Source organism: Agathobaculum faecis (assembly GCF_014287995.1).
GTDB lineage: Bacteria > Bacillota > Clostridia > Oscillospirales > Butyricicoccaceae > Agathobaculum > Agathobaculum ammoniilyticum.
Genome location: NZ_JACOPL010000025.1, coordinates 1 through 17,669 on the forward strand (window position 1 = coordinate 1; position 17,669 = coordinate 17,669).

The 17,669-nt window shown below is 57.0% G+C and carries 22 protein-coding genes and 1 tRNA gene; 17 read left to right on the forward strand and 6 right to left on the reverse strand.

The genetic code is table 11. From position 1 onward, the window contains the following. From H8S45_RS14730 to H8S45_RS14790, 13 genes are all read left to right on the forward strand, one after another. The coding region (locus H8S45_RS14730) for a helicase-related protein (RefSeq protein ID WP_256435239.1) at positions 1–1,113 on the forward strand (1,113 nt) is incomplete at its 5' end. 25 nt (positions 1,114–1,138) lie between these two features. Beyond that, on the forward strand, positions 1,139–2,278 hold the full coding sequence (locus H8S45_RS14735) for a beta clamp domain-containing protein (RefSeq protein ID WP_054328360.1): 1,140 nt from the start codon (positions 1,139–1,141) through the stop codon (positions 2,276–2,278). Between the two features lie 17 nt (positions 2,279–2,295). Then, complete coding sequence (locus tag H8S45_RS14740) at positions 2,296–2,706, forward strand: hypothetical protein (RefSeq protein ID WP_147574445.1); 411 nt, start codon at positions 2,296–2,298, stop codon at positions 2,704–2,706. After that, the gene (locus H8S45_RS14745; protein ID WP_054328362.1) at positions 2,687–3,178 is read left to right on the forward strand and encodes a sigma-70 RNA polymerase sigma factor region 4 domain-containing protein; all 492 of its coding nucleotides are present in this window, start codon (positions 2,687–2,689) and stop codon (positions 3,176–3,178) included. The genes H8S45_RS14740 and H8S45_RS14745 overlap by 20 nt, the downstream gene beginning before the upstream one ends. Next, complete coding sequence (locus H8S45_RS14750) at positions 3,175–3,468, forward strand: hypothetical protein (RefSeq protein WP_147574446.1); 294 nt, start codon at positions 3,175–3,177, stop codon at positions 3,466–3,468. The genes H8S45_RS14745 and H8S45_RS14750 overlap by 4 nt, the downstream gene beginning before the upstream one ends. A 213-nt stretch (positions 3,469–3,681) precedes the next feature. Beyond that, complete coding sequence (locus H8S45_RS14755; RefSeq protein ID WP_054328365.1) at positions 3,682–4,314, forward strand: hypothetical protein; 633 nt, start codon at positions 3,682–3,684, stop codon at positions 4,312–4,314. Further along, complete coding sequence (locus tag H8S45_RS14760; protein WP_054328366.1) at positions 4,307–4,834, forward strand: hypothetical protein; 528 nt, start codon at positions 4,307–4,309, stop codon at positions 4,832–4,834. The genes H8S45_RS14755 and H8S45_RS14760 overlap by 8 nt, the downstream gene beginning before the upstream one ends. Next, positions 4,834–5,073 carry a hypothetical protein gene (locus H8S45_RS14765; RefSeq protein WP_054328367.1) on the forward strand — a complete coding sequence of 80 codons (240 nt, stop codon included), beginning with the start codon at positions 4,834–4,836 and terminating at the stop codon, positions 5,071–5,073. Before H8S45_RS14760 ends, H8S45_RS14765 begins: the two co-directional genes overlap by 1 nt. Next, positions 5,070–5,363 carry a hypothetical protein gene (locus tag H8S45_RS14770; RefSeq protein ID WP_054328368.1) on the forward strand — a complete coding sequence of 98 codons (294 nt, stop codon included), beginning with the start codon at positions 5,070–5,072 and terminating at the stop codon, positions 5,361–5,363. Before H8S45_RS14765 ends, H8S45_RS14770 begins: the two co-directional genes overlap by 4 nt. After that, positions 5,360–5,644 (forward strand): LPD11 domain-containing protein, encoded by a 285-nt coding sequence (locus H8S45_RS14775; protein ID WP_054328369.1) that lies wholly within the window; start codon positions 5,360–5,362, stop codon positions 5,642–5,644. The genes H8S45_RS14770 and H8S45_RS14775 overlap by 4 nt, the downstream gene beginning before the upstream one ends. Continuing rightward, positions 5,631–6,998 carry an AAA family ATPase gene (locus H8S45_RS14780; RefSeq protein ID WP_082397400.1) on the forward strand — a complete coding sequence of 456 codons (1,368 nt, stop codon included), beginning with the start codon at positions 5,631–5,633 and terminating at the stop codon, positions 6,996–6,998. The genes H8S45_RS14775 and H8S45_RS14780 overlap by 14 nt, the downstream gene beginning before the upstream one ends. A gap of 22 nt (positions 6,999–7,020) precedes the next feature. Continuing rightward, positions 7,021–7,662 carry a single-stranded DNA-binding protein gene (locus tag H8S45_RS14785; RefSeq protein ID WP_054328371.1) on the forward strand — a complete coding sequence of 214 codons (642 nt, stop codon included), beginning with the start codon at positions 7,021–7,023 and terminating at the stop codon, positions 7,660–7,662. Positions 7,663–7,839: 177 nt separating this feature from the next. Next, positions 7,840–9,060 (forward strand): vWA domain-containing protein, encoded by a 1,221-nt coding sequence (locus tag H8S45_RS14790; protein ID WP_186950403.1) that lies wholly within the window; start codon positions 7,840–7,842, stop codon positions 9,058–9,060. A 539-nt stretch (positions 9,061–9,599) separates the two neighbouring features. Here H8S45_RS14790 and H8S45_RS14795 read toward each other — a convergent pair. Together H8S45_RS14795 and H8S45_RS14800 are read right to left on the reverse strand one after the other, a co-directional pair. Beyond that, complete coding sequence (locus tag H8S45_RS14795) at positions 9,600–10,217, reverse strand: hypothetical protein (RefSeq protein ID WP_054328373.1); 618 nt, start codon at positions 10,215–10,217, stop codon at positions 9,600–9,602. Continuing rightward, a complete protein-coding gene (locus tag H8S45_RS14800; protein ID WP_054328374.1) occupies positions 10,202–10,717 on the reverse strand; it encodes an NAD(P)H-dependent oxidoreductase in 516 nt (171 codons plus the stop codon). The genes H8S45_RS14795 and H8S45_RS14800 overlap by 16 nt, the downstream gene beginning before the upstream one ends. A gap of 633 nt (positions 10,718–11,350) precedes the next feature. Here H8S45_RS14800 and H8S45_RS14805 point away from each other — a divergent pair. The 3 genes from H8S45_RS14805 (at position 11,351) to H8S45_RS14815 (ending at position 13,537) form a co-directional block, all read left to right on the forward strand. Continuing rightward, positions 11,351–11,659, forward strand: coding sequence for a helix-turn-helix domain-containing protein (locus H8S45_RS14805; protein WP_082397401.1), 309 nt, complete (start codon positions 11,351–11,353; stop codon positions 11,657–11,659). 328 nt (positions 11,660–11,987) lie between these two features. After that, the gene (locus H8S45_RS14810) at positions 11,988–12,233 is read left to right on the forward strand and encodes a helix-turn-helix domain-containing protein (protein WP_054328375.1); all 246 of its coding nucleotides are present in this window, start codon (positions 11,988–11,990) and stop codon (positions 12,231–12,233) included. A gap of 50 nt (positions 12,234–12,283) precedes the next feature. Beyond that, a complete protein-coding gene (locus tag H8S45_RS14815) occupies positions 12,284–13,537 on the forward strand; it encodes a tyrosine-type recombinase/integrase (RefSeq protein ID WP_159068095.1) in 1,254 nt (417 codons plus the stop codon). 48 nt (positions 13,538–13,585) lie between these two features. On the opposite strand, the gene H8S45_RS14820 is transcribed toward H8S45_RS14815, so the two are convergent. From H8S45_RS14820 to pfkB, 4 genes are all read right to left on the reverse strand, one after another. Further along, positions 13,586–13,672 (reverse strand) — tRNA-Leu (locus tag H8S45_RS14820). Between the two features lie 307 nt (positions 13,673–13,979). Beyond that, positions 13,980–15,254, reverse strand: coding sequence for a dicarboxylate/amino acid:cation symporter (locus tag H8S45_RS14825; RefSeq protein WP_054328377.1), 1,275 nt, complete (start codon positions 15,252–15,254; stop codon positions 13,980–13,982). Beyond that, the gene (gene rfbD, locus H8S45_RS14830; RefSeq protein ID WP_054328378.1) at positions 15,251–16,111 is read right to left on the reverse strand and encodes a dTDP-4-dehydrorhamnose reductase; all 861 of its coding nucleotides are present in this window, start codon (positions 16,109–16,111) and stop codon (positions 15,251–15,253) included. The genes H8S45_RS14825 and rfbD overlap by 4 nt, the downstream gene beginning before the upstream one ends. Positions 16,112–16,235: 124 nt before the next feature. Next, positions 16,236–17,159, reverse strand: a complete 924-nt coding sequence (gene pfkB / locus H8S45_RS14835; RefSeq protein ID WP_054328379.1) for a 1-phosphofructokinase — start codon at positions 17,157–17,159, stop codon at positions 16,236–16,238. A gap of 133 nt (positions 17,160–17,292) precedes the next feature. Here pfkB and H8S45_RS14840 point away from each other — a divergent pair, with 133 nt between their 5' ends. After that, positions 17,293–17,607 (forward strand): MerR family transcriptional regulator, encoded by a 315-nt coding sequence (locus H8S45_RS14840; RefSeq protein ID WP_186950405.1) that lies wholly within the window; start codon positions 17,293–17,295, stop codon positions 17,605–17,607. The last annotated feature ends 62 nt before the right edge of the window (positions 17,608–17,669 follow it).

The window sequence follows — 17,669 nt, forward strand, 5'->3', positions numbered from 1 at the left end:
GCGAAGCGGAAAAAACGCTCCCGTCAGAAGCCGGGCGTTTCGCCGCTGGTGTACAGCCGCTTCCTGCTGGAGAACGGCGTGTTCCTCTCGCTCATGGATATGGGCAAGGACCTGCCGGAGTACGAGGAGATCCCTGTGCCGCTCAGGCTTCCGGAGAACCAGCAAAGAGCCTGTGACGACCTGGAGCACGCTTTCCATGAGATCTTCAAGGACCGCAGCCGCGAAGGGCGTAAGCTCGCCCGGAAGCTGTTGTCCGTGTCCCTGAACCTCATGATGGCCTATCCGGACCAGCCGTATGGGCATAAGCCGGTCGTACATCCGGTCACCGCAGACCCGATCCTGGTGCCGGAGGACAGCGGTGCGCCGGAGGAACAGACCGAAAAAGACCGGCGCACGCTGGAGATCATCCGCCGCAAGGTAAACGCCGGCGAACGGGTTCTGCTCTACGTGAACTGGGTGCGTCTGGACAGCCGGACACGCTTAAAACGCTTCCTCACGGACGCCGGCGTCCGCGCCGAGATCATGGAGGATACCGTCCCGCCTCGGGGACGCGAGGAATGGGTGGCAAACCACCTCCGGCAGGGCATGCAGGTGATGATCGTAAATCCAAATCTAGTTGAAACCGGCTTGGATTTGAATGACTTCACCACGCTCATCTTCTATGACATGGCGTTCAAGCTGTTCACGTTCCGTCAGGCGAGCCGCAGGTCGTGGCGCATCAACCAGACCGCGCCCCGTGTGGAGGTGTACATCCTGTACTACCGGCACACCATGCAGGAGCGCGCGGTCCGGCTGATGGCCTCTAAGCTGGCGGTGGCCGGCGTGATCGAGGGCGGCGTGCTCACGGACGAAGGGCTGGCCGCGATGAGCGAGAGCGAGGATATGACGTCCGCGCTCGCCCGTGAGCTGGCCGAAGGTATCCGGCATGAGGACGCAGTGGAGGATATCGCGGCGTCGTTCCGCAAGATGGCAGTGCTGCATCCGGCACAGGAGCGGCAGGTACAGGAAGCGGAATGCGGACAGCAGAGCGTGCCGGTCAGCGTGAGAAAAGAAACAAAGATACGGCCAGTACCACCCGCAGAGCAGTTATCGCTGTGGGAGCTGGCAGGATGAAGAAAGAACAGGAGTTGATGGAACGATGCGATTTCTGGCGAACCGGTCCGAGCTGTTGCCCATCGCCCGGCGCTGCAGCCAGACGATAGGGACGTATTTTGTATCCAAAGAGCATGCCTGCGTCCTGATGGAAGCGGACGCCGCTTCAAACACGGTGATGTTCACCGCGCGCAGCCGGACCTGCACCTTACAGGTGCGGCATGCGTGCCGCGTGGAGGAAAGCGGAAGGGCGCTGCTGTTCGCGCCGGTATTCCAGCGGATGCTGGACGCCTTTGCGGACGAAGCAACGTCTGTCGCCACAGACGGCAGGCAGATCGAGGTGCGCAACGCGAAGGCCGCCTTTGTCTTCCCTTTGATGGATGCGGACAAGTACCCCGCCGTGGGTACGCCCGCGCCCGCACAGCTGCTGGACTGCTCCGGCTTCGCGGAGGTCAGCGCAAGGGTGCTGTTCTCCGCCGCGCAGGGCAAGGCGGAGGGGAAAGAGCAGCTGAAGTGCGTGCATCTCACCGTCCATGACGGCAAGTTCAGCGCGGCCAGCTGCGACGGCTTCCGCATGACTGTGGCGAGAGAGGACGCGGCGCAGGATGAGCCGATAGACCTGCTGATACCGGCGGACGCGATGAAGGTGCTGCTCGCGGTGTTCCGCGGCGTGCCGCACTGCCGGATCGGCGTGGACGGCGGTACCGCGCTGTTCCTCGGGCCGGGCATGGTCTTTTCCGTCCAGCGCAGCCCTTATCAGGCGGTGGACCTGAAGCCGGTATTGGAGCGCTTCCAGACGGCATATGAGGCGTATGTGGACGGCGCGCTGTTCTGTGCGGAACTGCACCGCGCAGGTGTTGGCGGCACAGCCGGCGCGCGCGTGATCCTGCGCACGGGCAAAGGGATGCTGCAGATCGGCTATATCAGCGGGGACCGGCAGGCCGTACAGGGCGGGACGGAATTTCCCGCGGACGTCCGCACGCCGCTTCCCAGGGAAGGCTTCTGCTATACCTACAACTATCTGCTGCAGGCGGCGAAGCTGGTAAACGGGAAAGAGACGGCCCTGCTGTTAGACGGCAAAGGCACCCTGATGCTGCGCACGGGCAGCGAGCTGCATGTATTGATGCCAACGCGTATGCCGCAGGAAGAAGTGGAAAAGCCGAAACGGAAGAAGAAAGCTGCATGAGAAAAAAGGAGTCGTACATGAAAAACAAAAAGCTGATCCTGATCCCAGCCACTGTTGCGGAAAGGATATGCCCGCTGCGGCCGGAAGACCGGCTGCTTTGTGCCGTAGGCCAGTTCGAGCCGCGGCGGATGAACATGTGGTATCCTGTGCGGAGCTGTTTCCTCACAGCCCAGAGCATAGACGAGGCCAACGCGGTGTTCAAACGGCTGCGGAAGACCGTGCTGCACAGCGCGCAGGCCATGCGGCGCTTCTGCGCCGCCAATCCGGAGGCGCAGCGGCATGACTTCTGGTGTCCCACATACGATTTCGCGTATGCGGGCGCGGTGAACGGCTACCGCCTGCGCTGTATGGTGAACCATGGGGATTTCAACTACTTTTTTGTGGTGTACCGAAACGGACGGACAATAAATGAAAGTGAGGCTGCCTGATATGACAGGGAAAACCATGACAAGGCCATTGACCGACGCGGAACGCGCGCTCGCAGAGCGCTATCACAACCTGATCTACCGTGTGATGCATGACCTGCACCTCGGCACGGAAGCGGACACGGACCTGTACGGCGAAGCCGCGCTGGGGCTGATGCTCGCGGCGCAGCGGTACATGACGGACGAGAGCCTGCAGAGGTACCGCTTCACTACGATCGCGTACAGCCGCATCCGCAACGCGCTGCTGCGCCAGCGGCACAAAGAGCGCAAAGCGCCCGTGGCGCTCAGTCTGGATGCATGGAGGGAGGATGGCGGCACGCTGTATGACGTGCTGCCGGACAAGAGCTGTGCAGATCCGGCGGATATTGCCATCCGTCAGGAGCGGGCTGCCGCGCTGCAAAAGGCCCATGCTGTCCGCAGCTGCAGGGTGTACCGCTTCCCCGTCTGCGCCGCCCCCGGAAGGGAGGCGGCATGATGGGCGTACATACCGGCGTTTATGTGGTGTACTACCTGTACCGCTCACGGTACTCCTTTGTGGCGGACCACTTCCTGAACGATGGCCGGCACATGGTGGACCTGGGCAGCCTGGACAAGGCGCTCACCTTTCCCTCCGAACGACAGGCGCGCCGCTTTATCGCGGACGATCTGGAGCGGCCGGAAAGCGGGCCGTATTTCGTGTCCGAACTCTCGCTTGGGGAGCTGCTGGAGTACCATCCGGAGCTGTATGAGGTGCGGCGTGCGGCTCTGAACGGGGGGGCGGCGTGAGTACAGTAAAGCAGCTGCAATACCGTATTTCGCGGACAAAAGAAGCTTTGGAAAAAGAAAAACGCCGCAACAACGAAAAAATGGCGCGTGTCGGCTGGAGATCAGGGTTCAGGAAACAGTATACCGGCCCGAGCTGTACACGGGAGGCCGCGCTTTCCGAACGTCTGAAACGATATGAAGCGGAACTGGAGATGCAGCAGAAAGGGGGACGCCGTGGATAAGCTGTTTACCCTCAACACCACTTATGATCTGGTGGATTGCTGTTTCCTCTTTATGAGCCGCCCGCTGACGACCGGGCATTGGTATATCGGCGTCGGGCATATCGTGGACGGCGGGGCGTACCATCTTTACGACGTCCTGCTGACGGATAGGGACGTTACGGTGCTGCCCCATCCACACAGCGCGCCGGCATGGGAGATCCCGTATGAAAGGATCGCAGAACTGCCAAAGCCGTATCGTGGTTCAGAAGCGGAGCTTCCGCTCCCATCGTTCCTCCTGTCACAAATGGACAGGCGCCTGCTGCCGGTGCATGACGAAGCAGTACTGTATCCATACCGTGTGCTGTCCTGCCTGTCTGCAGACTCTGCTGTAGCGGAATATTTCCTGCAGAAAGAAGAACTGGCAGCTGAACGCGGGGACAGGCGGGATACCGTTTTGATGCGGCTGGACGAGCTGCAGGAGGACATGGAGGACGCATGCACGCGGCTGCGGCTCAGCCTGACGCGGCTGAAGCTGTTGTACCGCGCGCTCTGCCGGTGGAGCCGCCGGCATGGCGGCGCACGCTTCCCGCTGGAAGCGCATAAGGATAAGATCTGTGACTATTTGAGGGAGGAAAAGGATGTTTAAGCAGAAAAGTTTTGCAGAACCCGGCTGTATCGGCTGTGAAGCGCATCTGGACTACGGCTCCAGCCGCTATTGCAGCGGTTTCAAGAACAAAAAGCGCCGCAAGCCGTTCCGTAAGAAGGACCCGGCGTATAAGGCGCCGGAGTGGTGTCCCAAACGGAAAGCACCGCGCGAGTACCGCATCTACAGTTATGCGGATGAGCGATCCGCCGTGATGGCACGGCTGCTGGAGGCGGACGAAGCGGGAGACAGGGAGCTTGTGTTCCCCCTCGCACACCGGTACCGGCTGCGCGCGGAAGGGAAAACCGGCTTATCCCCGAAAGCTTTCTATGAGCAGGCGAATGCTGGGGACCTGTCCTCGCCGCTTCCGGATGAAAGCATCCATACCGGAGACGTGGTGGAGATCGACACAGGGCTGGGGCAGTTTTTCTTTTACTGCGCCGCCCCTCACGATTTCCGCACGGCGTTCTTTGATGTGAAGCGTATCCAGCCCGGCAAATCAGATGATACGGAGGTATCGTAATGGCAAACCTCATGCTCTATGCAAAGGGAAAAGGCGATACGCGCTTCGGCGCGGTGGACATGGCAAACGGCGCGTTCCCCGTGCCGCTGATGTACGCGACGCTTGTCCCAGAGGTGAAGCTGGAGACCCTGAAGCAGCGGGCCTGCCTGCTGCATCGGATGCATCCGGATACTGTTTTCCAGGTCCGCTATGCCGGCACTGCAAAGGTGCTGTTCCAGTCAGGAGGCGAAGCGGAATGAAAGCACTGAATACGGATGCGGTTCGCAAGCTGTACCGCGGTAAGTATGTGCCGGCAAGCGAGCAACCGGAGATCAACGGCAGCCAGATCCGCGGGCTTTCTTTCCGTATCTCGCTGGCGTTTGCGGCGATGGCAGCGGTCTCGGATCGCGAGACCGTGAAGCTGCTGGAGGCGACCACGCACGATTTCGAGTTGCTGCGTGATCTGGAATGCGAGGATGCGTTTGTAAAGGGCTTCCGCTGCGCGATGGAGCTGAAGCTCCCCGCCGAACGGAAGGGGGAAGCAAAATGACAGGGATGAAGCAAAATACTCTGGAATTTATCCTTTCCCGCGATGACCGTTTCCGCTACCAGCTGCTGGATCGGATGCGGCAGGACTGCCTGTACTTTTTGAGCTATGGCAGACGAGACCCCAGGTATCTTTGGGCGAATGACGCTGTAGAGCAACTCGTGTACATGAAGGCGGTCTGGAACAGCTTTCCTTCGGATGGGAAGCCTGAATGGATGACGATGGACGAAATCCTGTCACTGGAAAAACGGATGCTGGAAGGAGATGCGCATGCTGAGAGATAAGATGCTGGCCGTGATGGAGGAAGTAAACAGCGAGGCCGCGGAGCGGCACGAGCTGGTGCAGACGATCGCGCTGGCGCTGCTGAGCGGGAGCAACCTGTTCATTCTGGGCGCGCCCGGGCAGGCCAAGAGCTTCGTGGTGAACGAGTTCCGCAAACGCATCACGGGCGCAAAGCAGTTCGAACGCCTGCTGTCCAGGCAGACGGATGAGGAAGCCCTGTTCGGCCGTCTCGACCTGGCCAGTCTGATACCGGGCGCGGTCCCTGCGCAGGTGCTGGAGCAGGACGGTACTTACCGGATGCTCCGGCAGGAGCTTGCGCAGGCGGCGGAGGATTTCCGCGCAGACCCGACGGATAACGCCGCGGCTACGCGGATGCAGGCTCTGATCGAAAAGCTGGAGCAGTACCGGAAAGGGCTGTCCCTGCTGCACGGCGGCACGCCTATGACCATCACGGCCGGCAAGATACCGGACGCGCATATCTGCTTCCTCGATGAAATCTTTAAAGCGGCGGATGGTCTGCTCAACTCCCTGCTCACGGCGCTCAACGAGCGCCGGTACACCAACGAGGGCGTGACGGTGGACATTCCTGTGATCTCGTTCTTTTCGGCCTCCAATGAGATGCCGAACTTCCGGAATAAAGAAGAGCAGATCCTCGCCCCGCTCTATGACCGCTTCCAGCTTCGCGTTGTGACAAAGGACGTGCAGGAACGCACATCCCGTCTCGCAGTCCTGCGGAACAAGCAGGGCGGGCATTTCGGCGAGGTGAAGGCGACCTTCTCGCTGGACGAGCTGTACGCCATGCAGGCGCAGGTGAAGCTGATTTCGGTTCCGGAGGCGGTCAATGAGCTGATGGACGATGTGCTGTGCGAGCTGCGGCGGGAAGGTATCACGGTATCCGACCGCACGTTCTTCGGCTATGGACCGGTGGCGCAGGCGGCGGCCTGGCTTGCCGGCCATGCCGAGGTGCAGTCGGAGGACCTGCTGCAGCTGAAGAACTACCTCTGGAACGAGCCGGCGGAGATAGAAAAGGTACAGGCCGTGCTCACGCGCCTGTGCGACGACCCGCTCCGCACGCGGCTGGAGGAACTGCTGGCGAAAGCGAAGGACGCGTCCGGCGCATTCAACGACGCACCGGACGGCCAGAAGGCCAGGGCGCTCGTACAGCTCAGCGCCGGTTTTGCAGCGCTGTACCGCGAGTGGCAGACGCTGGACACCGCCGCCCAGACCGACGACCAGCGCCGGCAGGCGGGGGACGCGCTCGCCGCGCTTGAGGAGCTGAACCGCAGGGCGCACGAGGCGTGCTCGTTCACACCGTCCCCGCTGGCGCAGCTGGCCGTATTACAGTCCGCGGCATGAAGAGAAAAAGGAGGAAAACAGAATGCTGAATAAAGTTATCCTGATAGGGCGCATGACCAGGGACCCCGACCAGCGCGGGAAAGATCCGGAAAAGCCGATCGCGAGCTTCCGCATCGCGGTGGACCGTGACTACAAGCGTGACGGCGAGCCGGAAGCGGACTTTTTCGACTGCTCGGTGTTCGGCCAGCAGGCGAAGTTCGTATTACAGTACGGCCGCAAAGGCCGTCTGCTCTGCGTGGTTGGCGCGATCCAGCGCCGCGAATGGCAGGACCAGCAGACGGGCGAGAAGCGCTCCGCGTTTGAGGTGGTGCGCACCGAGGTGAAGTTTCTGGACAGGAAACCGGAGGACGCCCAGCCGGACGGCGCTGCGCAGCCCGCGGCTGCACCCGCTCTGGTACCCGCACCAGCAGTTGGATATGCGCCGCAGCAAGCCGTACCCGCGGCGCAGGGGTATGCTGCCCCGCCCGCGGTACAGCCGGCAGCGGCACAGGCGCCCCAGCCGGCGGCCGCGCCTGCGGTAACGGTACAGGCGGCGTCGGCGCTGGGCTACCCGCAGCCGGTGCCCGGCGCTGCGGCGCAGTACCCGACGCCGGATTTCTCCGGCGTACCGGAAAGCTACGCATGGGGGCCGGGCGGCGTCCCAGCCGGCAACCCGCCGTTCTGAACGGCAAGCGTGATATGGAGAAACAGAGGTAAAACAATATGGAAAAGCAGGGCGTCCACCCTGCTTTTTCGCCTGATAACCTGGAGGCTATGGATGAAATACCGTTTTTCTTCGCTGGATCAGATTGTAAATTCACCGCTATTCAATCTTACTGCACCATACCAACGACCGGAACGTATGGATCGTTGTACCCGTCCGACACGGCTGGAGCGTATGGCGTTCCATGACAGCTGCACGGCCAATGGGCTGGATGCTGCCGCACCGCTGCTGGCCGACCTGTTCCATCTGCTCTATGCGTATACATATCGCTGGGGGAGCGAAAAAGAGCTGTCCCCCAAAGCGCGCCTTGTCTGGGCATATCTGCTGGATGGGCTGCAGGATAACGGGCAGTTTGCCGCCCTGCACCATCTGTGCAGGGGAGAGGACAGCGCAGCGATGGAAGCTGCGCGCACAGTGCGGCAGGCGCTTTCCGAAGCGGTACAAGGTATCGACCGGGCGGCGGGCGGACTGCTGCCCGTGCTGGAACGGCTGACGCGCCGTCATGATACAGCGGCGGAAAGGCTTTATCATCTGGTGCGGGACGCACAGGCCGATCCGGCCAAGACACCGGAGGCGCTCCGCGCTGCCGCAGAGACGGCAAGCACGGCGGAGCAGATACGGGCCGTGTCCGGAATGATACGGGATAAGCTGCGCAAACGACAGGTGGAAACAGAAGCGGCGGTGCATACTGCGCTGCAACAGGGCATGGACGCCGCGTCTCTGGCCCGCTATGTCCGGCGGTGCTGGGGAGATGGGACGTCTGAAAATGCTGCGCAGCAAGCGGCCCATGACCGCGAGATGCTGGACAGGGTAAAGAGCAATGAGATGCTGCTGGGCGTCACCCGCCAGCTGGGGCGCATGAAGGAGATGCTGTCCGAGCTGCGCAAGAATGATTATGCGCACGGCCGCGGGGAAAAATATTCGATTATGCGCGGGCGTGACCTGAAAAACCTGCTCTCCGGCGAGCTGGCGCTGCTGGCCTCCCCAGCAACGACGCCGCTGTTCCTGCGTAAGTACAATGCGAAAGGACTACTGCAATATGCAAAGCGGGAGCGCGTCCACAAAGGGCATGGCGGTATCATTGTCTGCCTGGATGAGTCCGGCTCCACAAAAGGGGAAAACGCCGAGTGGGGCAAGGCGCTGGCGCTGGCCGTGCAGGATAGCTGCGCGCATGAAGGGCGCAAATTTGCGCTGGTCCATTTCTCCGGTGCAGGCCAGATACGGACAGACCGGTTCCTGCCGGGGCAGTACACGTCCGCCGACCTGCTATCCGCAGCGGAGCATTTCTTTGACGGCGGCACGGATTTTGAGACTCCGATCAGGGAGGCCCTGCGGCTGATAAACGAGGAAGAGTTTTAGGACGCGGATATCCTGTTTATCACGGACGGGAGGCGCTCCATATCCGATGAGCTGGCGGAACAGCTGCGGGATGCAATACAGGACGCACGATGCTCTGTGGTTGGTCTGCTGCTGGATGCCGATGACCCGGGGATGACGTTCAGCCTGGATAAATTCTGTGAGAAGATATGCAGAGTAAGTGAAATGGAAAGGGAGGAGATGGAAAAGTCGATACTAAATTGATAGAACGCGATATCGATATTACATTGGGAAGAAAAGTGGCTGTCTATTTAGGCAGCCATTTTCCATTAGCGGTATATCCATAAATGCAAAGAAAACAGATGGACACTATCGGCAGGAGACCCCCAAAAATTATTGATCCCATACAAGCATATAAAATGCCTACAAAAGATTAAGGGGAATCTATGCAAAAACTAGCTAACCATCTATTCAAAACTACTTGCTGATTAAGGGGGGGCTTTTGATTTTGCCCACAGGGACATATGATTTGAGCATGAAATTTGAAACTTTATAACAAACGAGGCTATTGCTGTATGCAGTTACGCTTCATTATCCCCCTCTACTTGCATCGTACGCATTTGCACCTCGGAAATATGGTTTTTGCTGCCATAAGACAGCCAATACCTGGTGGAAGCCCGTATAAACATTTTTTTCGTCAGCGGCATGGTAACAGAAAAAGCATCATAGTGGCCAGTGTGTATGGATGACGCCAGTTTTTTGATTTTATGCCTGACCAGAAAGGAAAATGGGGTATCCAATATTGCCTCGCCAGAGCCAATACAAAGTGAGGAGCCATACTTCATACTGTTTTTTGCGCAGAAATATTGCAGGATCGCAAGTGCGGTATGATTCTGCTCCGGCTCTAGAAAACCGCAATTAACAAGGGTGTGGACCCGAAGATTGGCAGGGAGTAAGGCGCGCTCCATCTCCTGTAGAAAGCGAAGCAATGCTGCAGGTAAAGCATCCGCATACAACGGGAAAACCAGGAGCAGATGGTCGTACCTGCTAAGCTGCGCACAAATCAGAGTATGCTGACAATCTGTTACAAGATATTCGTCCACGGGTTCTTTCCAATACCTGCGGAATAATGCAGCATATCGCCTGGAATTAGAGCGCGGTGCGCGCGGACTGCCGTTTATAATCAGTAACCTGCCCATGCGGATACCTCCTCCAGAATTGTTTCATCCCGCTCTGCCTCGGAGACGAATCGAATCCGGTAGCTTCGGAAGTTCATGTTATAGGCATTGCGTGCTACTAAAGCGCGGAAAATATCCTGTTCTATCGGCAGGATGTCGCCATATGCAATAATAACAGCAGCTTTTTCAGCAACGGCACGCTGCACATGGTGTGTCTCGCCGTGGTGTAGACGGATAAATGCCTGCTGAACTGGAATGGATCGTTCCAGCATCTGCTTCATTGGTACGTCATAAGAACCGCAATAGACCCGGCTCACATATAGAAGTTGGTCACTGCACGCAATCAGAGGATATATGGCTGCTGCATCATCTCGCAGCACACACCGGCCAGGTGTTTTCACCCAACAACTAAAGCATCCAAGGCAGCTGCCGATCTGCAACTGGGAGAGATCCACATAAAAGGTTTCTGGCAAGACTGGCAATGTTTCCGGCAAAGCGGTGTCTGAAAGTAAAAGGTTCATTGCGGTTATGCCTCCCGTTTGATGTTGTCACGACGGTATTCATTCCGTACGCATAAGCATGACGAATGGCGACTGGATTGTCTGCCGATAATTGCGATAATTATAGCATAACCAAGATAGAAGTCAAGGTATACCTGGTAGAAGTCTGTCAGTTTGACAAGCTGACGGGCTGCTTCGCTTGAAGTCGTTCGCTTCATAGCATTCCAAGGTGGATTTGAAAATGCCGGTCCGCTCCGCTGAAACGGACGAGAGGAACTCACAAAAAGAAGAATCCACCACTAAACTAATTGTTATGTAGTAGAGAGCATCACCGAGACAGATGAAAAGAGCGGTAAGAAAATCAGGTTGGCCGATAAGGGCAACAGTAAATACGCCTTCAAAATCCCGATTTGACTGTAAAAACCAAAGTACGGTTTGAGTAAAGGTCGGAGATCCACAGTTATATCCTTTGGTGAAGTAGATAGAGCTACGAAACAAAGATGAAAAATTTTCCCCAAATATTTCAGTCCGCAATGTGAAATCCACCACACGAAATACAAAATCTGGTATTCTAAAATTAGAACGTAGACATCAGCCTGATTATACTCAGTTCTGGCGAGGTAGGTTCCGAAAATAGACAGGAGAGATTAATATATGAATACGAACTTATCTGTGAAATTAAGGGAATTGAGATTAACAAATGGGTACAAGCAGAAAGAGGTAGCAAGATATATTGGCGTAAACGAATCGGCAATTTCGGCATATGAAACAAATCTGAGAAAACCAACATACGAAAATTTGATAAAGTTAGCAGAGTTTTATGGTGTTACCATTGACTTCCTGCTTGGTGTAGAGAAATACCCGAAGGATATAATAAACAATTTGACTGGGTGGCGACGCTCTTTTATTAATAATGTTGCAGAGTTACTTTTATATCATGTCAGTGAAATAGATCACAAATAATCTTGCGTAGTGGAGGTACTCTTTCTTATTGGAATGATACGTGCGCGGGGAGTATCTCCACATATCAAGAAGATTGTCATTCTGTTCCAATACATTTTGTATAGGAATGCATTGGAACAGGCTGATGATATACGCAGCCATAGTTGGAATCTACATTCGATTGTGTGAACCTTGAAAAGTAAAGAGCATGGGTGCGTTCCTATGAAGCAAACGCCGGAGAGCCCAGAGCCGTTAGCATATAAGGGAAGATGGGCAGCGACCATCGGCGGCTTTAATACCGATGGACCCTTTGGGGTAATGAAGTCTATAATTGGGAAGTGACAGAAGGATGCCATATCAAAAGAAAACATTTTATCGGCAAATTTTTAGTGATTATCCTGATGCGGTTGGATTTGAGCAGTACAGGCAGATGCTGGGGCTGGGTAAAAATAAAGCATATGAGATTCTGCAAAGCGGGAAAATACCATATCGGCGCAATGGAAAGAAGTACATTATAGCAAAAATGCACATTATTGATTACCTATTGGGATCGGATGCAGAAACGGGTAGAGAAAACGACAGGAATGATGTATAATAGAGCCGTCAACAATGCGTATGGGGCTGCCTGGAAAGGAGAGTATTATTGTGACAGCCCGCATATATGAAAAAAGAGGCACTTGGCAGATCGTTTTGATTTATAAGGACGGATCAGGTGCGCGGAAACAAAAATGGATCGATACAGAACTTCCGATTCGAGGTAATAGCAGACGCGCCAAAAAAATGATGGAGGATGCTATACAGGAATGGAAGCCTGTATTGGAACCCGAGGATCAGGTATTAGAGTCAACGGCAGTACGCGAAGCAAAAAGAGAGACCCATCAAAACCGTAGGGGACAGTCAGAAAGCGGGATCCTATTCTCAGAATACCTTCTGGATTGGGTGGAGTCCCGTCGGAATCGGATTCAGCCGACCACGTTTGGGGCATATCAGAAGGATGTGCAAAGCTACATAGCGCCGTATTTTGCGCAAAAAGGCATTCTTGTTGAGCAGATGACCGACAAAGATATTGCAGACTTTTATCGGTATAAACGGCGTAATGGTGTGTCGGAGAACACACTGCTGCATTACCAGACTGTTCTGAATCAAGCCCTGCGAAAAGCGGCTCGAGAAAAACTGCTACCGGTTAATCCTTTCGCGGTGCTGGATAAGGATTTAAAGCCAAAGCATGTGCGTTATATTCCACAAACGTATGACGAAAATGATTTGCGAAAGATGTTCGCAGCAATGCGCGGTGACCCGATGGCGTTGATTATCCTGATGGATGTGACCTATGGCCTGCGTAGAAGCGAATTGCTCGGTCTGAAATGGTCGGCAATCAATTTCAAGGAGAAGAGTATTCACATTTGCTATAAGGTGACAGAGACCTTGATAGATGGGAAGCTGGTATATGTAAAGGATAGCCTGCTGAAAAACAAAAGCAGTAACAGGACCTTACCGCTGGTTCCCTCAATCGAAGAAGAATTGTTGAGACTAAAATTTCAACAAAACAGGAATCGCAAGCTTTATGGCAAAGCATATGAACAAGACGATAGGGATTTTGTTTTTGTGAATGAATGCGGGAAATTGATAAAGCCGGATTATGTATCGCGGCATTTTCAATGGTTCTTGAAAAAGAACAACCTCAAAAAAATCCGATTCCATGATTTGCGGCATACGTGTGCGACAATGCTATGCCGAAAAAAGATATCGTTGCAGGAGATTCAAGTCTGGCTGGGACATTCCACTTATCAAACCACAGCGGATATCTACACGCATTTGAATTATACCGATAAAATCGGCACCGCGAATGCCGCGGCAAGAATAGTTTCTGATGTGCTTGGAAAGGGAGGATCAGAGTGAGGGAATAAAAAACCTGCGACGGTAACAGTCGCAGGAGTCCTTGGGTGATGGTGCCGCCAGCGGGAATCGAACCCGCACGCTGAAACCAGCCTCAGATTTTAAGTCTGATACGTCTACCAATTCCGTCATGGCGGCATATGAAAATACATTTTTGTACGATTTGTTGGCAAAGTGTTGGCAAACACCGAAGTGTTTGCCAACATGCAGGGGACAAAAAGGAGGAAGAAAATTGCCAACATGAAGAATATCCACTTGAAAAGATAGGTTTTTATCACAAAAAATAATAAAATTAACAGAATGTTGCATGCTGCATGGTCTGGGATTTGTTTTGAACGCAAGGGATTTTAAGTCCTCTGCGTCTACCAGTTCCGCCATGGCGGCATGCATCGTTGTTATTATAGCAGACCGGACGCGGCCTGTCAAACAGGCGGGGCGGCGAAAGTTACGCCTTTTTTTCAAACACACGCTTATCCAGCGCGCCGTCCTGGTGCGCGACGATCGTGGTGCAGACCGCGTCGCCCGTGATGTTGACCGCCGTGCGCGCCATATCCAGGATGCGGTCGATGCCCATAATCAGCCCAATGCCGGCAACCGGCAGGCCGACCGAGTCGAACACCATCGCCAGCGTCACCAAGCCGACAGAGGGGACGCCGGCCGTGCCGATCGAAGCGAGCGTGGCCGTGGCGATGACGGTCAGGTAATCCGCGGGCGTCAGCGCGATGCCGAACGCCTGCGCGACGAATACGACCGCCACACCCTGCATGATGGAGGTGCCGTCCATGTTGATCGTCGCGCCGAGCGGGACCGTGAACGACGAGATGCGCCGCGCCACTCCGACCTTTTCCTCCAGCGTTTCGATGGAGAGCGGGATGGTTGCGTTCGAGGTCGCGGTGGAGAACGCAAAGCCCATGACCGGCGCGAATTTCCGGATGAACCGGAACGGGTTGAGGCCGGTAAACAGCTTGAGCAGGATCTGATACACACCGAGGCACTGCACCAGCAGCGCCAGCAGGACGGCCGCCATATATTTGAACATGGGGACCATCGCGGAAAAGCCCAGTTCGGCGAAAGTTTTTGCGATTAGGCAGAACACGCCCGCCGGCGCGAGCCGCATGATCATCATGGTCATCTCCATCATGATGTCGTTGCCCTGCTGGAAAAAGTTTGTTACCAGCTGCACCTTATCCTGCAGTCTGGCAAGGATGATTCCGATGATCAGCGCAAATACGATGATCTGCAGCATGTTTCCGGCGGCCAGCGCTTCAATCGGGTTTTTGGGGATGATGTCCAGCAGCGTCTCGGCAAAGCCCGCGCTTTCCGTGACCGTGGTATCCACGGCCTGCACCTGGGACATATCCAGCCCCAAGCCGGGATTGAGCAGCGAGGCAACGCCCAGCGAAACCGCGACCGCCAGCATGGTTGTGACCAGGTAAAAGCCGATCGCTTTGACGCCGACCTTGCCAAGCGTCTTGGTGTCGCCGATCGCGGCGGCGCCGCAGATGAGCGAGCAGAACACGAGCGGCACGACCAGCATCTGCATCAGCCGGATGAAGCCCTGGCCGACAACATAAAATATGCCGCCGACTAGGACGTCCTGCACGAAAGCGGACCCGTCCGTAAAGCCGTGCAGCAGCGCGCCGGCCGCCGCGCCGAGCAGCAGAGCGATAAAGATTTTGGTGGTCAGGCTGTTTTTTCTCATTTTTCCGGTTTCGCTCATGCCAGCCCTCCCGCGTTCCGCTCCGACAGATACATGCCAAGCGCCTCCCGCCAGTCCGGCATATGGTAGATGCCGGTAATGCGCATCATCATGTTGTCCAGCAGTGTAAAGCGCGGGCGCAGCGTTTCGTCTGCGGCCGCAGGCTCCACAACGGAATCCGCGAAGCCGCTCAGACGGAGGATCTCGCGCGCGAATTCCGCGCGCGAGCAGGCCCCTTCGCAGGAGGCGTGGTACAGCCCGTATTCACGCGCCCCGACCAGGTATTCGATAAAGCCGGCGAGCGCGTCCGCCGAGGTCGGGGAGGAAATCTCGTCCTCGGGCAGGCGCACGGTTTCCCCGCGTGCCGCCGCCTGCAGCACCTGGTCGACGAAATCGTCCGCCCCGGCGCCGTACAGCCAAGAGGAACGCACAATCACGTGCTTATCCGTCAGCTCGCGCACCAGCTTTTCCCCAGCGTACTTGCTTTTGCCATACATGGTCGCCGGATGCGCGTCGTCGAACTCGCACAGCGCGGATGAGGCTGCGCCGTCGAAAACGTCGTCGGTCGACAGCTGGATCAGCTTGGCGTCGATGCGCCGCGCGGCGACCGCGAGATTGCGCGCGCCGATGGCATTGACCTTATACGCTTCCTCCGGCTGCCGCTCGCAGGCGCGCACGTCGGTCAGGCCGGCGCAGTTGATAATAACGTCGGGATGGTTGAGGTCGGCGAAGTGGCCGACCTGGAAGCTGTCCTCCACCCGAACGTCAAGGTCGCTTGCCAGCAGCCGGAAGCCTGTGTTGCGGTCGAACCGGCGGCACAGAGCGGAACCCAAACGGCCGCCTGCGCCTGCGATCCAGACGCGTGTCGTGATACTCATAAAACACCTCTCGATATAATCTTCGATCGAAACCGCAGTTCCATTCGGGCATGCGCCTGTATATTCAGATTTTGCGCGCATGGAGTATCAGTATACCATAAAAGTGTGCGCTGCGGAAGAAAAATTATCGGATTTCCGTTGGGGCGGCGGTGCGGCGCAGCACCGCCTCGACCGCGGCGCGGTCAGGGAGCCAGCCGCAGAACGCGGCCGCGCTGCCCGCAGCGACCGCGAAGCGCAGCGCCTCGGGTGCGGAAAAGCCATGCAGGCGCGCGTACAGCCAGCCGGCGGCCATGGAGTCGCCGGAGCCGACGGTTTGGACCACCTGGCCGGCGGGGGCGTCCAGATGGAGCGCTGCGCCGGTAGCGGGAACGAGTACGGCTCCGTCCGGCCCGCAGGAAACAAGGATGTCCTTCGCGCCCGCGGCCTGCAGCTCGCGCGCGCAGGCGGCGATGCCAGCAGGGCTGCGCGGCGCGCCGCCGACCAGCGCGTCCAGCTCCTCCAGGTTAGGCTTGATCAGGTCGGGTGCGCATGGCAGGGCGTTTTTGAGCGCGTCGTCCGAGGCATCGACGAGCGTATGTACGCCGTTTGCCCGCACGCGGTCGAGCAGGCGGGCGTAAATATCCGTCGGCACGCCGGACGGGACCGAACCGGACAGAACGAGCCAGTCCCCGCCGCCGAGCGTGTCCAGCGACGCGGCCAGCTTTTCGAGCGCGTCCGCGGGGATATCAGGCCCCGCGCCGTTAAGCTCGGTCTGCTCGCGCGCGCAAACCTTGACGTTGATGCGCGTCATGCCCCGCCCCAAACGGCAGAAATCGTATTCCACGCCGGTTTCGGCCAGCAGGGAGGCGAACAGCGCACCCGTGCCGCCCGCGATAAAGCCGAGCGCGCGCGTGGACAGGCCGAGCGCCGCGCAGACAAGCGAAACATTGACGCCTTTCCCGCCGGGGCGCAGGGTTTCGCCGTGCATGCGGCACAGCCTGCCCGGGCGGAGGCGGTCGGTCTGGACAAGATAATCCAGCGAGGGATTGAGTGTAACGGTATAGATCATGGAGGCTGCCTCCTCTTCCTTATTATAATAGTATGATACCGCAGTTCCGCGCAGGAAGCAAAATATTTTCACAAACAGGGTTGACTTTGACGCAGCGTAAACCGCTATACTAAGGGCAGGGAGGTGAAAAACGATGGAATACGGGATTCACGCGCTGGCGGGGCTGGCGGGGGTGAGCGCGCGCACCCTGCGGTACTATGACCAGATCGGGCTGCTGCGGCCGAGCGGCACGACCGAAGCCGGCTACCGCCTGTACGGGGAGCGGGAGGTCGACCTGTTGCAACAGATCCTGTTTTATCGGGCGTTGGGCGTGCCGCTGAAAGAGATCGCCCGCATCGTGCAGGCGGACGGTTTCGACCGGCTGCGCGCACTGGAAAGCCATTTGTCGGCCCTGTATGCACGGCAGACATCTTTTATATTATTCGATTTTTCAAATACAAAAAAATAATCCCGATAAACAAGAGATTTTTCTTGAATTTCGGGATTATTCAATTATTTTGTGCCTGTTTT

What these genes read in the sequence shown, in the direction of transcription:
- H8S45_RS14750 (WP_147574446.1), top strand. Translation starts at nt 3,175, where the DNA reads ATGATGGGCGTACATACCGGCGTTTATGTGGTGTACTACCTGTACCGC.
- rfbD (WP_054328378.1), bottom strand. Translation starts at nt 16,111, where the DNA reads ATGAGTATCACGACACGCGTCTGGATCGCAGGCGCAGGCGGCCGTTTG.
- H8S45_RS14735 (WP_054328360.1), top strand. Translation starts at nt 1,139, where the DNA reads ATGCGATTTCTGGCGAACCGGTCCGAGCTGTTGCCCATCGCCCGGCGC.
- H8S45_RS14810 (WP_054328375.1), top strand. Translation starts at nt 11,988, where the DNA reads ATGCCATATCAAAAGAAAACATTTTATCGGCAAATTTTTAGTGATTAT.
- H8S45_RS14805 (WP_082397401.1), top strand. Translation starts at nt 11,351, where the DNA reads ATGAATACGAACTTATCTGTGAAATTAAGGGAATTGAGATTAACAAAT.
- H8S45_RS14760 (WP_054328366.1), top strand. Translation starts at nt 4,307, where the DNA reads ATGTTTAAGCAGAAAAGTTTTGCAGAACCCGGCTGTATCGGCTGTGAA.
- H8S45_RS14745 (WP_054328362.1), top strand. Translation starts at nt 2,687, where the DNA reads ATGAAAGTGAGGCTGCCTGATATGACAGGGAAAACCATGACAAGGCCA.
- H8S45_RS14790 (WP_186950403.1), top strand. Translation starts at nt 7,840, where the DNA reads ATGGATCGTTGTACCCGTCCGACACGGCTGGAGCGTATGGCGTTCCAT.
- H8S45_RS14765 (WP_054328367.1), top strand. Translation starts at nt 4,834, where the DNA reads ATGGCAAACCTCATGCTCTATGCAAAGGGAAAAGGCGATACGCGCTTC.
- H8S45_RS14825 (WP_054328377.1), bottom strand. Translation starts at nt 15,254, where the DNA reads ATGAGCGAAACCGGAAAAATGAGAAAAAACAGCCTGACCACCAAAATC.
- H8S45_RS14840 (WP_186950405.1), top strand. Translation starts at nt 17,293, where the DNA reads ATGGAATACGGGATTCACGCGCTGGCGGGGCTGGCGGGGGTGAGCGCG.
- H8S45_RS14795 (WP_054328373.1), bottom strand. Translation starts at nt 10,217, where the DNA reads ATGGGCAGGTTACTGATTATAAACGGCAGTCCGCGCGCACCGCGCTCT.
- H8S45_RS14770 (WP_054328368.1), top strand. Translation starts at nt 5,070, where the DNA reads ATGAAAGCACTGAATACGGATGCGGTTCGCAAGCTGTACCGCGGTAAG.
- H8S45_RS14780 (WP_082397400.1), top strand. Translation starts at nt 5,631, where the DNA reads ATGCTGAGAGATAAGATGCTGGCCGTGATGGAGGAAGTAAACAGCGAG.
- pfkB (WP_054328379.1), bottom strand. Translation starts at nt 17,159, where the DNA reads ATGATCTATACCGTTACACTCAATCCCTCGCTGGATTATCTTGTCCAG.
- H8S45_RS14740 (WP_147574445.1), top strand. Translation starts at nt 2,296, where the DNA reads ATGAAAAACAAAAAGCTGATCCTGATCCCAGCCACTGTTGCGGAAAGG.
- H8S45_RS14800 (WP_054328374.1), bottom strand. Translation starts at nt 10,717, where the DNA reads ATGAACCTTTTACTTTCAGACACCGCTTTGCCGGAAACATTGCCAGTC.
- H8S45_RS14775 (WP_054328369.1), top strand. Translation starts at nt 5,360, where the DNA reads ATGACAGGGATGAAGCAAAATACTCTGGAATTTATCCTTTCCCGCGAT.
- H8S45_RS14785 (WP_054328371.1), top strand. Translation starts at nt 7,021, where the DNA reads ATGCTGAATAAAGTTATCCTGATAGGGCGCATGACCAGGGACCCCGAC.